Annotated in this window: 11 protein-coding genes; 5 read left to right on the top strand and 6 right to left on the bottom strand. The window is 43.9% G+C overall.

The window, feature by feature from the left end; all coding sequences use genetic code 11:
* Positions 1 to 32 precede the first annotated feature (32 nt).
* The gene (locus K1X84_00055) at positions 33 to 935 is read left to right on the top strand and encodes an alpha/beta fold hydrolase (GenBank protein MBX7149997.1); all 903 of its coding nucleotides are present in this window, start codon (positions 33 to 35) and stop codon (positions 933 to 935) included.
* A 192-nt stretch (positions 936 to 1127) separates the two neighbouring features.
* Here K1X84_00055 and K1X84_00050 read toward each other — a convergent pair whose 3' ends face one another.
* The 6 genes from K1X84_00050 to K1X84_00025 all read right to left on the bottom strand — a co-directional run bounded on the left by K1X84_00050 (position 1128) and on the right by K1X84_00025 (position 7056).
* Positions 1128 to 2318, bottom strand: coding sequence for a YeeE/YedE family protein (locus tag K1X84_00050; protein MBX7149996.1), 1191 nt, complete (start codon positions 2316 to 2318; stop codon positions 1128 to 1130).
* An 11-nt stretch (positions 2319 to 2329) separates the two neighbouring features.
* Positions 2330 to 2845: a YeeE/YedE family protein gene (locus K1X84_00045; GenBank protein MBX7149995.1), complete on the bottom strand. Its 516-nt coding sequence runs from the start codon at positions 2843 to 2845 to the stop codon at positions 2330 to 2332.
* A gap of 6 nt (positions 2846 to 2851) precedes the next feature.
* Positions 2852 to 3493 carry a cytochrome b/b6 domain-containing protein gene (locus tag K1X84_00040; GenBank protein MBX7149994.1) on the bottom strand — a complete coding sequence of 214 codons (642 nt, stop codon included), beginning with the start codon at positions 3491 to 3493 and terminating at the stop codon, positions 2852 to 2854.
* The gene (locus tag K1X84_00035) at positions 3490 to 5067 is read right to left on the bottom strand and encodes a tetrathionate reductase family octaheme c-type cytochrome (GenBank protein MBX7149993.1); all 1578 of its coding nucleotides are present in this window, start codon (positions 5065 to 5067) and stop codon (positions 3490 to 3492) included. Before K1X84_00035 ends, K1X84_00040 begins: the two co-directional genes overlap by 4 nt.
* Positions 5068 to 5266: 199 nt before the next feature.
* The gene (locus K1X84_00030; protein MBX7149992.1) at positions 5267 to 6028 is read right to left on the bottom strand and encodes a YwiC-like family protein; all 762 of its coding nucleotides are present in this window, start codon (positions 6026 to 6028) and stop codon (positions 5267 to 5269) included.
* The gene (locus K1X84_00025; protein MBX7149991.1) at positions 6025 to 7056 is read right to left on the bottom strand and encodes a COX15/CtaA family protein; all 1032 of its coding nucleotides are present in this window, start codon (positions 7054 to 7056) and stop codon (positions 6025 to 6027) included. Before K1X84_00025 ends, K1X84_00030 begins: the two co-directional genes overlap by 4 nt.
* Before the next feature lie 173 nt (positions 7057 to 7229).
* Here K1X84_00025 and K1X84_00020 point away from each other — a divergent pair, with 173 nt between their 5' ends.
* The 4 genes from K1X84_00020 to K1X84_00005 form a co-directional block, all read left to right on the top strand.
* Complete coding sequence (locus tag K1X84_00020) at positions 7230 to 7652, top strand: hypothetical protein (GenBank protein ID MBX7149990.1); 423 nt, start codon at positions 7230 to 7232, stop codon at positions 7650 to 7652.
* A 29-nt stretch (positions 7653 to 7681) separates the two neighbouring features.
* Positions 7682 to 9211, top strand: coding sequence for a serine hydrolase (locus K1X84_00015; GenBank protein MBX7149989.1), 1530 nt, complete (start codon positions 7682 to 7684; stop codon positions 9209 to 9211).
* A gap of 156 nt (positions 9212 to 9367) precedes the next feature.
* Positions 9368 to 10273 carry a hypothetical protein gene (locus K1X84_00010; GenBank protein ID MBX7149988.1) on the top strand — a complete coding sequence of 302 codons (906 nt, stop codon included), beginning with the start codon at positions 9368 to 9370 and terminating at the stop codon, positions 10271 to 10273.
* A 35-nt stretch (positions 10274 to 10308) separates the two neighbouring features.
* Positions 10309 to 13940, top strand: a 3632-nt coding sequence (locus tag K1X84_00005; GenBank protein ID MBX7149987.1) for a hypothetical protein, incomplete at its 3' end; no start/stop codon positions are given.

Below are 13940 nucleotides of genomic sequence, written 5' to 3'. Positions count from 1 at the left end.
AATCGGTCAATTTATAAAACAGGAGATGCTGCATGAACATCTTAATGATTATCGTAACCGTGATCGTCGCGCTGATCATTGTTCTCAGTTATCTGATGTCTCACTATTCACTCAAACCTGTACATCGGCGGAAAAATAAATCTCCCGATATGTACGAGCTGCCGTTTGAAGAAGTGTTCTTTCCCAGTGCCGGAATGACTCTTCACGGATGGATGATCAAGCAGCCGGGCAATTCTACTTTGAAAAAAATTCCACTCATCGTACTCCTTCACGGTTGGGAATCGAACGCACAAGGAATGTTACCGCATGCAAAATATTTATACGATCATGGCTTTAATTTATTTCTTTACGACGCAAGAGGACATGGTCAAAGCGATCCGATCGCCTATATGAACATCATTCGTTTCACAGAAGACGCTGAAAGCGCTGTCGCTTATCTCCGGACGCGTTCCGATGTGGATGTTGAAAACATTGCACTTTTTGGACACTCAATGGGCGGAGCTACGGCCATTATCCTTGCATCCCGTCATCCGGAAATACGCGCACTTGTTTCCAGTTCATCCTTTGCATTATTTAAATTGATGATAAGGGACATGCTTCACGCGCGCCGGCTTCCCTACTTTCCGTTCGGCTCGCTGTTTTTTTTATTTTGGAAATTGCGTTTTCGTTTTAATCCGCATGAATGGGCGCCTGGCAACATCATTCGTAAAATCAAAATACCCGTCCTCATCGCACACGGCCGCAAAGATGAATTCATCGAATTCGATCATTTTGAAAATTTGTGGAATTCAGCGGGTTCGACGATAAAAGAACAGATTATTCTTGAGGAAGGAACGCACAGAAATTTATATGAATTTCCAAATTATAAGGAAGGAATCATTAAATTTTTAAATCAAAATTTTTATAACCCTAAAATGGAGAAACAATCAGCATGACAAGCCTAACACGAAAAATAAAGTGTTGTCGAAACTGGTTTAAAGCCCCCGATTTTTCATTCAAAATGGATAATGACGATATCGAGAATGATCTTCATCTGAAAGCATTGCTCACTATGAAACGACCGTCCGCATCTGATCAGACATTCAAAGGCAAACGTCAAGATTCTGGTTTGTAATAAAAATAGGATATCAACAGCCGCCAACAACCCGCTTTTGTATTTTCTTAACCGGACCGGCCGATTTGTTTTGTTGGATCAATAGTGGAATTTCTTTACTGGCTTTGTTTCTGAAGCGGAAAAGATCCGCTTCTTGTTTGGTGCGGGGTTCATACAATTGTTTGAAACCAAGAATGCTTTCTTTAAAATCGTTCAATCCTCCCTTTAAAATCCAAACGCGATCGTATCCCACTTCTTTGGCCATAATCGCTAATTTCTTTTCAGTCAACTCGTCATCGGCAACGATCACATTGATTTTGTGACGAACGCTTAAAACGCGGTTAGGTTCTTTTTCAAACAAATTATCGATAGAAAACAAAGTTGATTTCGGTAAATTGAATTTAAAATACGCTTCCGGCGACCGGAAATCGATCACCTGCATCTTATTATCAGGGTCCATCAACCGGTATGCAAATTCGTCCACTGACATGGTTTTTATTTCATACGAACTAATGACGCCAGGATTTTCAACCAGGTTTTCCAACATCGTTTTGCGTTCAGGAAACATGAAGGCAGACAAAGCTATCATAAGACCGATAGACGCAAGGCTGATATAATACGGCGTAAATTGTATCACTTTTTGTCGTACGCCATTGACCCGATTTTCAATGATGGATACGAACCAAAATGCAGCCAAGGCTACAACCACCATGACGAATGCAAACATGTTTTGCGAAATTCCGAGCGTTTCAAAAAAGCGCGGGTTGCCGAAGAATGAGGATTTGTACAGATCTTCAAACAACGGATATCCTTCAGCAAAAAACAAAACTCCCAAAAATGAGCCTCCGATGAATATCATGGCATCAATTTTCCCGATGGCCGCGGCACATACACTCGTTCCGGGACAAAATCCTCCAACCACAAAACCCAAACCCATGATCAGTCCGCCGATAACGGCCGACCATGCATAAGTTGGATTGATATAGACTAAATTAATATCGATCAGCCCATAATGCTCCATGATCATTACACCAATCATTGCAACGATGCCGGCCGTAAAAAAAACGCGCAATACGGTAAAATCATATCCGTAAAACAAACCAACCAATTTTTTGGATGTCGAAAATCCCGCTTGTTCCAATATCATCCCAAAAAACACTCCGATTACTAGAGCCAGGATTAAATTCAGATCGTTACCGATAATGTCAGGTACTAACGGACCCATATATCACTCCTTTAAATCCAAAACTTTCTGAATAAATATGCAAATAAATAAGCGCCGGCAAAGATGGCAAACATGGTAATGATTCCTCCGGTCGACATAACCGCCATACCGCTCAACGCGGCGCCGCTGGTACATCCTCTTCCGAGTTGCGAGCCGAGTCCCCAGAGAACGCCGCCAATGAGAGCGCCGGCGATGCGAATACGTGTCGTCGATCTCGGCCCAAATTCCATAGAAAGCGCCAAACGATTTGAAATTAGACCCGACAGAAAAGCTCCGATCAATACTCCGGTTACCTCAAACACCAACCAACTCTTTAAAGGATTGCCTGAATGTTCTTGCGCATATTCTTCATAAAACTTAGTTCCTTCAGCATGACTTGGCGTCAGAGTCTCCACCGTCGCTACCGTAAAACTTTTAATTGCACCGCTCGCTCCCAGTCCGCGGCCGGTCATGTAAATTGTTGCCAGTAATAAAAGCCCCAACAAAGCGCCGGCTAAGTAAGGATTCATATAATTTTTTTCTTCCATAAAACCTCACTCGATGGATGGTGATGTTTGATCGTCTTTTATTTCCAATTCTTCATACCCCGTTAACATAGCTTTCAGGTTGGAAGTGATCGTTTCACCCGTAGTAATCAAATACAAATGTGCTACGACAAACGATGTTAACAAAAAAGCTCCGATGGTATGAATGATCGCAATCGTTTCCAGTGATTGAACGTTAAGCGTTTCTATGCCGTAACGCTGCGGATAGCGGTACAACATGTATAACAAACCGGAACTGACAATCACCGGTATTACCAGAATTTTAAGACCAAAATAAGTCAGCTTCTGCAATGGATTGAGTTTACTGAGTACTGTTTTTTTCACCGGATGAGCGGCATTATTGAAAATGCCAAAAATATAATAATTCAATTGTGCTTTAATATGAACAAAAGTCGGAACGTATTGTTTCCATTCGCCCGTTGCGACATGCCAGAATATCGCAAAAATAATCAGCGCTATAAATAAATAGGCTGCAATGTTATGATAAGTCACCGCATTTCTGAAACCGAAAAAGCTGTAAGTACCGTGAATTTCAAATCCGGTGAAAGCCAGGAAAAAAATCAGCATTGCCTGAAACCAATGCCAGAACCGTTCGAATGAACGATACACATAAACAGATTTCTTGCTCATTCTTTATCCTTTCTTTGATTTCTTTTCTTAATGATGAACCGGGTTGACCCGTGAAAAAAAGCTCCCAGAAGAGTTAACAACAAAAGTCCTTGTCCTGCGGTTTCGACCGGCTTGGAATAATCTCTTCCCGGCATATAAAAATCTGTTAATGAAGCCAGGCGGCCGTTATCTCTCGTATGGCATTCGCGGCATTGAACGGTTTCTTCTTTGGATGCAACCATGTGATTGACGGGCCAATACATCTTAGTTTCTATAAAATCAATTTTTCCGCTGAAAGGAAGATGAACCTCCTTCATTCCGATTTCAGCAGCCGTTTGCCAATTAAAGTCCTTCCAAAAAGCACCTTCGCCTTTTTTATCGGCATACAATTTTGGTTGTATCAGAATTTTGTTGATCGGATCGTACGGCTGTTTGGCCGAATGGATCTTGACCGGAATAATTTTGGATTCTTCATCGGCGTATGAACCATGTAACGGATTGAGTACGAGCGGCGTAGATGAATCTGCAATCGAATCCCCTTCAAGATAGTGCGATGCCGTACCATTGAACCAAACGTAATCGGGTTTTACATTTTTTTTCCATTCGAAACTACCTTTAATCGACATGTAAATATGATTGCCCATACTGTCTTCTTCAACGAAGGGTTTCCCGTCGCGCAGTTTACCGGCTGTAGACCAATCCCAATACATTTTCGTCGCATTTTCTTTAGCATAGATCGGAATGTGACAACTTTGGCATGAAACTTTTAATGTGTGTTCGTTGAGTACGGCATCCTCATGCGGATTGGCCGTATGGCATTGTTCGCAAGTATTACGTTGATGATTCATTGATGACAAAGAATAAATCTTACCTGAGATATTATGCTTTTCAGTTGTGTGGCAATCCACACATGACAAATTAGAGCCGTCAGTCCCCATGTGGATATCAAGCACTTTGGTTGGCTCGAACATCGCCATATCAAGATCGCCATGTTTCACGTTGTTACCACCTCCGCCGTAAAAATGACATACACCGCAATTGCTTCGTTTCGGTGTGCCGACACTTTGCGCAATAAGATTGAGATTCAGTGAAGCCGGAGGAGCGCCGCCTTTTTCCGAAGCCTTTACATAAGTTTCCGTATTATCATGGCAAACCAAACAATCCACATTGGAAGAATCGGTAAATACGCTGCCTTTCGAATCCATGCCATACCCGATGTGACATTTGGCGCAACTGGTTTCATTCCCTTGTGTGCCGATGCAAAAATTATTGATCGCGTTTTTTTTGCCCAGGTAGACAATCCCGCGCCCCTGGACATATTCTTCCCTTTCCCAATTCCAATGATTGGATTGCATCACTTCAATATGACGTTTATTATGGCAAGAAATACATGTTATCGTAACTTCCTGAGGCGAGGAAAATTTTTTTTGTAAAGAAACAAAAAGCGAATGATCGACTGACGGCGAGCGTTTTACGGAATATTTTTCTTTTAATTTCATCAATTCGGTCGGCTCGTATCCTTTTGACGAAAAAGAACCGATAACCAGAATGGCAAAAAGGCCCGATAATGCTGATGCCAGTACCCATTTCCTCATGGTTAATCATCTTTCATTTAAAAACCGTTTCAGAATTAGTCTACAATGTTAAATACCTATTAAGTTAAATGACTATATAGTAATATAATAACCGCACATAAAACTCCGTTTAACTTTCTTTCACTAGAAAGTTATATTCTAAATATACATGAAACAATGACCTTTGTCATGAAACAATAAGATGTGATACAAAAAAATGCTAACGATAGCCGACAATCGCGACGATAGCTAATAAAAGGCAAAAACCGGTTTCAGCATAGCCGATAGCTTTAAGCGGCAATGCACGGTACCATTCCAATGCAAACCCAATCGGGAGTACTTTGATCCATACCAGCGCACCTATTGCAAATGCAATGGTATGGATACCCAGAATCCAATAAATAATTAATCCTGTAAAAATTACATACGTAATGAGTTCGCTCCACGCCACTTTCCCGACACGGGCTTTCACGCTCAAAACGGTTGCACCGAAATATACCGTCATCAGGAGCCATAACTCGCCTACTTTTTCATACTGAAGTTTTTCCTGCGGATCAATGGCGATTAATCCTGACAATGCAAAACACGAAAACACCAACAGTTCGGCAAAAAAACTTTTATGCTGGCGGTTTAAGCTGAAAGCCAGGTACAAAATTCCGGCAAGCGCCACCAGAGGCATGATCACGCGAAATGTTAGAGTATATTGATCTAGCAGCCATCCCGATACGGCCGCGATAACGCCGTAGACCGTCATCCAGACCATTTTTTCGGGCGACAATTTACGAAACTTCTTTTTCAACCATTCCTGGAAAATGTCGCCGAAATTGATGCCGCTTAATAAAAAAATCAAACTCACGGCATGCCATACCGACCAATAGGCACTAATCCCGGCAGCAATCAGCCAGCTTGTCATCAAACTCAAATACGCGCCGTGTTGACGCGACCACACAGGAGGCCAAAAAAAAGATTTTTCTTCACTCATATTTTTTCCGTTTTTAATCCGTGATAAAGCCACACAAGTATACTGAATAAAATAAAGGCACCTAATTGGTGCAGCACGCCGAGTATCACCGGCACGCGCTCCAGTAAAGTCCACACTCCTAAAGAAAATTGTATGGCCACCGCTGCGATGACCGCAAGAATTCTCCATCGGATCCGGTCTTCCAATGATAACCGGCCCGCCTTCCACCAAAAAACGAGCGTTAAAATCGTAACCAAAATACCTGCCGAACGATGCAGGAATTGAACCATAAATGGATTTTCGAAAAAATTCATCCACCAGGGCGACATTTGCCATACTCCCGAAGCAATCCATTCATCGCCCATCTTGGGAAACGTGTTGTAAACATGACCGGCTTTAAGTCCAGCTGTCATTCCGCCGAAAATAATTTGCACAACCGTCAGCAACATGAATAGCAATGTCCATCGAACCAGTACATGCGAACGGCGAGTGGTTCCAGCAGCCATCAATTCAAGTGACTGCCACCATAACACCGTGCAAATGGCAAGTGCAAGCAGGAGATGTACCGTAAGGCGTAAATGGCTGACATACGGATTATCCACTAACCCGCTCTGAACCATATACCAACCCATCGCCCCTTGCAGTCCTCCGAGAATAAAAACGAACAGAAATTTTTTGATCAAGCCGGAGGTCAGCTGTTTTTTGACAAGAAAATAAACGAACGGAATGACGAACACGAATCCAATCAATCGCCCCCACAACCGGTGAATATATTCCCACCAGAAAATAGATTTAAAATCCTCAACCGTCATGTGCGCATTGATCAATTGATACTGTGGGAATTGCTGGTATTTTTCAAAAGCGTTATCCCACTCATGATCATTCATCGGTGGTACGGCTCCCATGATCACATTCCATTCTACTATAGACAATCCTGATCCCGTCAGCCGTGTAATACCTCCAATCATCACCATCAGTAACACCATGACGTATCCGGTCATCAACCAAATAATCAAACCGCGATGCGAAGGCGTACGAACTGATTCCATTATTCAAATTTTGAATGCTAAATTTTGTGCGCGCGAAAAATAGGTAATATTTATCTTACATTCAACTTTTTGTATAAATGAAAACTGTAAATTTTAGCGCGATTCATATAATTAGTTTTTTTCTAAGAATTAAATTTGTATGTTTAACTGCTACACTAGCAACGGGATTTGTCATGCATGTTTCACTTTCGGACAGAAGCCTGTATTTCAAAGGGCTGCTATTACTCATTCGTAAAGATCGCTTCATCTCTGATACGGAACGCATATTGATGCTGCGTATTGGCAAAGCGTTGAGTTTTGAAAAAGAATTTTGCGAAACGGCAGTCCATAACATCCTACAAAACGAGCATATTACTGATACACCACCCGTGTTCGACGATCCGCTTATCGCCCAATATTTTATCCATGATGCGTTGACTCTCGCCTGCTCTGACAGGACACTGCATCCTCAAGAAGAAGAATGGTTGAAAGCAGTTTGTCTGAAAAACGGGTTGAGCGAATCATGGTTTCTTGACGAAAAAAGAAAGATTGTAAGCAGTCCGACTTACGATTGGAGTTCTGTTCACTTGACAGTTGATAGATTAACCTATACATAATTTATGACTACTAATTCGGAGTTGCTATAATGAAATTCTTCATGGTATTCTTGATCAGCTTGATGCTCTCGCTTCCGGCTATGGCACAGAAAAAAACGGATTTGAAAGCGCTTGACGCTTATTTTGCTAAAGCCGTTAAAGACTGGAATGTTCCCGGAATGGCTATCGCAATTGTGAAAGACGATTCAGTAATCTTTTCTAAAGGATACGGTACCCGCACGATCGGCAAAAACGAGCCGGTCGATTCGCATACACTTTTCGCGATTGCATCGCTATCCAAAGCATTTACCACGGCTTGCCTCGGCCGTTTAGTCGAAAAAGGAAAATTGAATTGGGATGACAAAGTTACCGATCACCTGCCTTATTTCCAGATGTACGATCCGTATGTCACTCGTGAAATGACCGTACGTGATCTTTTGTGCCATCGTAGCGGTTCAGCAACTTACGGAGGAGATCTGATCTGGTACGGAACAAATTATAGTCGTGAAGAAGTGGTGCGTCGTGTGCGATACCTCAAACCGGCCTATAGTTTTCGCAGCCATTACGGTTATCAAAACATAATGTTTATTACAGCAGGACAGCTTTTTCCTGTACTTACCGGGAAAACCTGGGATGAATACGTTCGCGAAAATATTTTTATACCGCTTGGTATGAATGAAACTAATATGTCCATCCGTGCATTGGAAGGTAATCCTAATGTCGCAACCCCGCACACAACATGGAACGGGCAAGTTGTTACAGTACCGTATCGTAATGTGGACAACGCCGGAGCGGATGCTGCAATTAATTCCAATGTACATGACATGTCCCGATGGATTAAAATGTGGCTCAGCCCGGACACAAGCCGTTGGATTGTCAGTGCCGCAACACGGCACGAACTCTGGACGCCGCATACGTTATTGCCGATTACTATGTCTTCGACGAAATTATTTCCGTCGACACATTTCCGTGCCGTGGCTTTGGGATGGTTTACCTTTGATTATCAAGGCAGGAAAATCCTCGATCACAGTGGCGGAATGGATGGCATGATTTCAAGAATTGCGCTCGTACCGGAAGAGAATCTCGGTTTTATTATCTTAACCAACAGCATCAGCGGTCTTTCGTCGGCAATGGAATATACGATTCTGGATGCATTTTTGGCTGCGACTAAGAAAGATTGGAGTCTGGAGTATCTGAATCTCGTTCGCGCATACGAAGCAAAAGAAAAAGCTGACGAACAAAAGATCGAACAAGACCGCGTGAAAAACACACAACCATCTTTGCCTCTCGACAAATACGCCGGCATTTACGGTGGATCAATGTACGGTAACGTAGAAGTGACTACAAGCAAAGACGGTTTAAATATCCGGTTTTTACCAACTGCTAGTTACACTGGAACGCTTTCACACTGGCATTATGACACGTTCCGGATCGAACTCGATGACCATAACTTACCAAAAGGATTTGTCAATTTTATTTTGGATACCGATGGCAAAGTTTCTGAAATGAAAATTAACATTCCGAATCCTGATTTTGATTTTACGGAACTGGAATTAAAAAAATTGCCTGATAAAAAATAATTTTTTCCGTTTGCTATTCCGGGCATAGTGTGGTATTTTCATTCATTCCCAAGAAAACAGCCTGAGGACCCTTTTATCCCAATGCAGGCTATTTCCACTTTTGCGTTTTTACTATAACAAAAATCCATTTTTTACACTTTTCCAGGGAGGTGTTTCATGACTAAAATCATGACGCATTTGACTATCTGGCTGGCGCTCGTTCTTTTTCTGTTTGCATGCGGAGAGGACGATAATCCGGCTGTTATTAGTTTCGATACAGTTTCGCTCTCGTTCACGTCTCTGCCACTTAATACCAATATCGATACGAGTATTGTAATCGCTAATACCGGCGAGAGCAACATCATCATCAGTTCCATCACTTTCCACAGTACGGATATCCTGACGATCACGACCCCCTTCCCGATCATCATTGGCGGCGGAACGACCAAGGCAATTACGTTTCGGTTCAATTTAAATCAAACCTTATCGCGTAAAGACACGATCGTTATTACATCCGATGCTCCGAATAACCCGGTCTTCAGTATTCCGGTCAGTTTGTCAACGCTTTCGTATGAAGTTACGGAATCCGGCTGGATCAAATATCAGGCGCACAATTATGCTGGTGCAGCCACGGATTTTGCTCAAGCCATCTCTCTGGATCCCGTTTATGCGGATGCACTTCTTGGATCGGGATGGACGAATCTGAAAACCGATAATCTTAATTCTGCACTCACAAACTTCAACAGTGCTGTTACCCATGGTTCAACGACGGACGGTAATGCCGGAAAAGCATTTGCAGAACTGAATCTAAATAATTTTACCAATGCTATTTCAGCGGTCAACGCGTTCATTACCATTACATCGGGTACACCGACGTCATACACTTTTTCACGCGATAATTCAATTAATCAATTGGATATGCTCTGGATACGGGCTCGTGCGCATTATTTGAATGCTGATTTTGCAAGCGCCGAAGCCATGGTGGATATACTGAATCCGAGCAATACTCTCAATTCAGCAAGCCCCACGTATGTTGCCGATCTGGCCGATGCCATCGAACAACTTCGTTCGGTTGTGCTGTGATTCAAACATTCATCGATCTTAAGAGGAGTATGACCATGAAGATATATTCAAAAGTTTTATTGGTACTAATGATCGCTCTCACGATGAGTGCATCAGAAGCCTGGAGCCAACTCGTTATGTACGGAGCATCCAAAGGCTTTGGAGGAAGCGGTGTTGGCCCGAGTAGTTTATATAGATTGGATCCAGCCACCGGCGAAGCAACATTAATCGGTCCGATCGGATTCGATAATGTCACCGGTATGGCTATACTGGGCAACGGCCGTTTAGTTGCTTCGGCCAATGGCGATGCGTTGTTTGGCTATTACACATCTGTTTATATAGAAATCGATCCCAAGACTGGCGCAGGCAAATTACTTGGCATCATTAGTCAGAGCGCGGGCGGCGAAGGAAAAGCAATTCGAACAGAAATTATTCCAAATGAAATTATTGCCCCTCCCGTTGATGGTTGCGGGCGTATGCCTGATTTGGCTTACGATCCTGTTAACGATATCCTGTATGGCTACAGTGATCGCTGCAGCGCCGTGGAAGGACTGTGGATGATTAATAAGTTAAATGGCTTTGGAACGCCGATTGGCCTCAGCGGTTTCGAAGGCGGAGGCAACGGGCTAGCTATCGATCCGAATACCGGACGGATCTTTGCAAAACCAGACGATGCCAATGGACTTGTAGAGCTTGATCCTGAGACCGGAGCGGGTACGATCATTCCGGGAACAGCCGGTAATGTTCCGTCAGGAATCAATGCCATGGATTTTAATCCGATTACCGGCCAATTATTCGGTTCCCTCAAATCTGGCGCCGTTAATTATCTTGTTACCATAGACACATCGTCAGGACTAACGGATACGTTGGGCGAATCGATTGCCGGACTTGACGCGATTGCCTTCGGTTTTGAAAGCGACATTAGTATTTCACCGCTGTCTTTTGATGTCAGCGTTCCGGCTGGCGGACAACTTCAGCGTACGCTGGACATCAGCAACGTCGGCGTAGGAGTATTATATTATCGGCTGCAGATCGAACCTGTACAAAGCGAGGTACAGGCTTTTCAAAAATCGGTTCAATCAAAAATTATCGCCGGTAAAACAGCCGCTAAAAAACCTTCTAAAGAAAAAATTGTTCAAAAAAATCTTTTGCGAAATGTTAAACCTTGGGGCAACAAACAACAGCCTTTGAACAAAACATTCTCTACCGCCAGCAAAACGGCTATTACCAATGGCGCGCAAGAAGTACCGGAAGGTTCACTGTTACCGATTGTCATCGAAGATCCGACCGGTGATGCGCCGTCCTACACGGACATTACGTTTGTCCGTGGCGGCTTGGGCAATGGAACGGTGGATATGGTTATTGAATTCGCCTCACCTTTTAATCCGAATGGTACTGGCGGCTATATGTCGCTGGATATCGATCAAAACCCTTCAACCGGTATTCCACCTTCGTATGGACTTCCCGGGCAAGACATCGGTGCGGAATTTGAAATCCAATTCTTCGATTTAGGACAAGGAATTATCGGGCTATATGATACCGGATTGGAAACAGACGTCGCCTCTTATCCGGTTGTCGTTACGCCTACATCCCTTGAATTCAGCATTCCATTGGAAGATCTTGGCAACGACGACGGCGTGATGAATATTTCGGGTGTGTTCGGTACAGAAGGACCTGAAGAATGGTTCCCCAACGAAGGCCACGGTGTTGTCAATGGCGCCGCATGGCTCTATCCTGATCCGTTGAGTGGCGCGGTTCAAATCGATTCAACGGCTCACATTACGCTCAATTTCAGCGCCGTCGGACTTAATGCCGGCGAATTCGAAGCCAATCTGCTCGTAATGAGCAACGATAAAGATTCCGTCGACGCGGTCAAATCCATCCCGATCCACATGACCGTGTTACCTCCGAATATTTCCGTCGTCACGGATCCGATCCGGCAAAATGTTGCGCCGAATGACAGCGCCAGCAAAACGTTTACGATATCGAATACCGGTGAAGGTGAATTGGAATGGAGCGTTAATATTCAAACCGGTGAACACAGCCCGGATTCGTACGGATATAATTGGATCACCAGCGATGAAGAAGGAGGACCTCTCTTTGACTGGCAAGATGTCAGCGCGACCGGTACCCAGATCGATGATCAGTTATCGGACGACAGTTTTGCGGGACCGTTCCCCATCGGCTTCAGTTTCAATTTCTACGGAACGACTTACGATTCGTTCTACGTCTCGTCCAACGGTTTCCTTGGATTCAAAGGTCCGGACAGCACGGACGAATTTGATAATTATTCCGATAACATCATTCCAAGTACTAACACGCCCAACAACATTCTGCCTTGGTTCTGGACTGATTTATATCCATCCGAAACAGCGACGGTATTCTATGAATCGAATGGCAGTGAATTAGTCATTCAATTTAATAACTACAGTGAATGTTGCACTGAAACACCTCAAATTAATGCCGAAGTGATCATTCATTCCGACGGACGTATCACTTATCAATATCTTAATTTTATCAATGGTATTGATCAGGCTACCGGTACGATTGGATTGGAAAACGCCGACGGAACCGTTGGATTAGTCGTTCAAGATGGCTACGACGGCGGAGGCGGTGAAGAAGCCCGGACAATCGGCAAATCGCTCACAAAATCCACGGCTTATCAGTTTGCGCTGCACGACAGCATGGCCGTTGCGTTTTATTACCAACCGGCGTTTGTCAAGGCTGTAGAGACATCCGGCACCATCTTAGCCGGGCAAAATCAAGTGGTCACGCTCAAGTTCCAATCCGATACTCTCGCGCTCGGAAGCTATTTCGCCGATATGACGATCAAGAGCTCCGACCCGGATCAGCCGGAAATCATTATTCCGATTGAAATGAGCGTTCAAAACGATGTGGCCGGACCTGATGTCAATATCAGTTTCTTCCAGGACAACGTACTCACGCAATATCTGAATGTGGTCTACGTCGCCGATGAAAAATTAGGATCCGTCCCGACCGCCAAAGTTACGAAACCGAATGCATCGGTAGAAAACCTGACGGTTACGACAACGGATGAATCCAAACATGTGTATAACACCAGTTTCAAACTGGCTTCGGCAGGCAATTATACGTTTGAAATGGCGACGGTTGACACCACGTACAATACGTCAACGATCAATCGCACGTTGGCAGCGGTGCTCGCCAAAGCAGGCCAATCGGCTGTCCTGAAAAGCCCGGATGAAAAAATGACTCTGACCGTCACGGCGAATTCTTTCAAAGACGATGTGTATCTGACCATTCTGCACAATCCAGGCGCTCAGTTAAAATCCAACATGACGTCGTTGTCAGAAAGTTATACCGTCGGTCCGGTCGCGTGGAAGCCCGGCACCTCCGCTTCCGTTTCGTTCGCCTATAGCGAATTCGCGAACATGAATCCTGCGCATATTGCCATTTACCGCATCGATAAGAATGCTCTGACATACGTACCGACGACCGTTAACACGGTCGATAAAACGGCCAATGCGACCATCGATGTCTTTGGTAAATACCAGGTATTCTACAACGAAAGCATTCAAAACGGCGCCGATGCATCGATTCCAAAAACATTCAGCTTGTATCCTAATTTCCCGAATCCATTCAATCCAACGACGACGATTCGTTACGATCTTGCTGAACATTCGGAAATTCAGCTGACGATTTACAACGT

The sequence above is a fragment of the bacterium genome, from assembly GCA_019695335.1.
Taxonomy (GTDB): Bacteria; CLD3; CLD3; order SB21; family SB21; genus JABWBZ01.
Note: the sequence above shows the minus strand (reverse complement) of the source record. Positions and strands in the feature narration are given on the sequence as shown.

Bases quoted from the DNA above. Each gene is read 5' to 3' on its own strand.
- K1X84_00020 (MBX7149990.1), top strand. From the start codon at position 7,230: ATGCATGTTTCACTTTCGGACAGAAGCCTGTATTTCAAAGGGCTGCTA.
- K1X84_00045 (MBX7149995.1), bottom strand. From the start codon at position 2,845: ATGGAAGAAAAAAATTATATGAATCCTTACTTAGCCGGCGCTTTGTTG.
- K1X84_00025 (MBX7149991.1), bottom strand. From the start codon at position 7,056: ATGGAATCAGTTCGTACGCCTTCGCATCGCGGTTTGATTATTTGGTTG.
- K1X84_00040 (MBX7149994.1), bottom strand. From the start codon at position 3,493: ATGAGCAAGAAATCTGTTTATGTGTATCGTTCATTCGAACGGTTCTGG.
- K1X84_00055 (MBX7149997.1), top strand. From the start codon at position 33: ATGAACATCTTAATGATTATCGTAACCGTGATCGTCGCGCTGATCATT.
- K1X84_00015 (MBX7149989.1), top strand. From the start codon at position 7,682: ATGAAATTCTTCATGGTATTCTTGATCAGCTTGATGCTCTCGCTTCCG.
- K1X84_00035 (MBX7149993.1), bottom strand. From the start codon at position 5,067: ATGAGGAAATGGGTACTGGCATCAGCATTATCGGGCCTTTTTGCCATT.
- K1X84_00050 (MBX7149996.1), bottom strand. From the start codon at position 2,318: ATGGGTCCGTTAGTACCTGACATTATCGGTAACGATCTGAATTTAATC.
- K1X84_00030 (MBX7149992.1), bottom strand. From the start codon at position 6,028: ATGAGTGAAGAAAAATCTTTTTTTTGGCCTCCTGTGTGGTCGCGTCAA.
- K1X84_00010 (MBX7149988.1), top strand. From the start codon at position 9,368: ATGACTAAAATCATGACGCATTTGACTATCTGGCTGGCGCTCGTTCTT.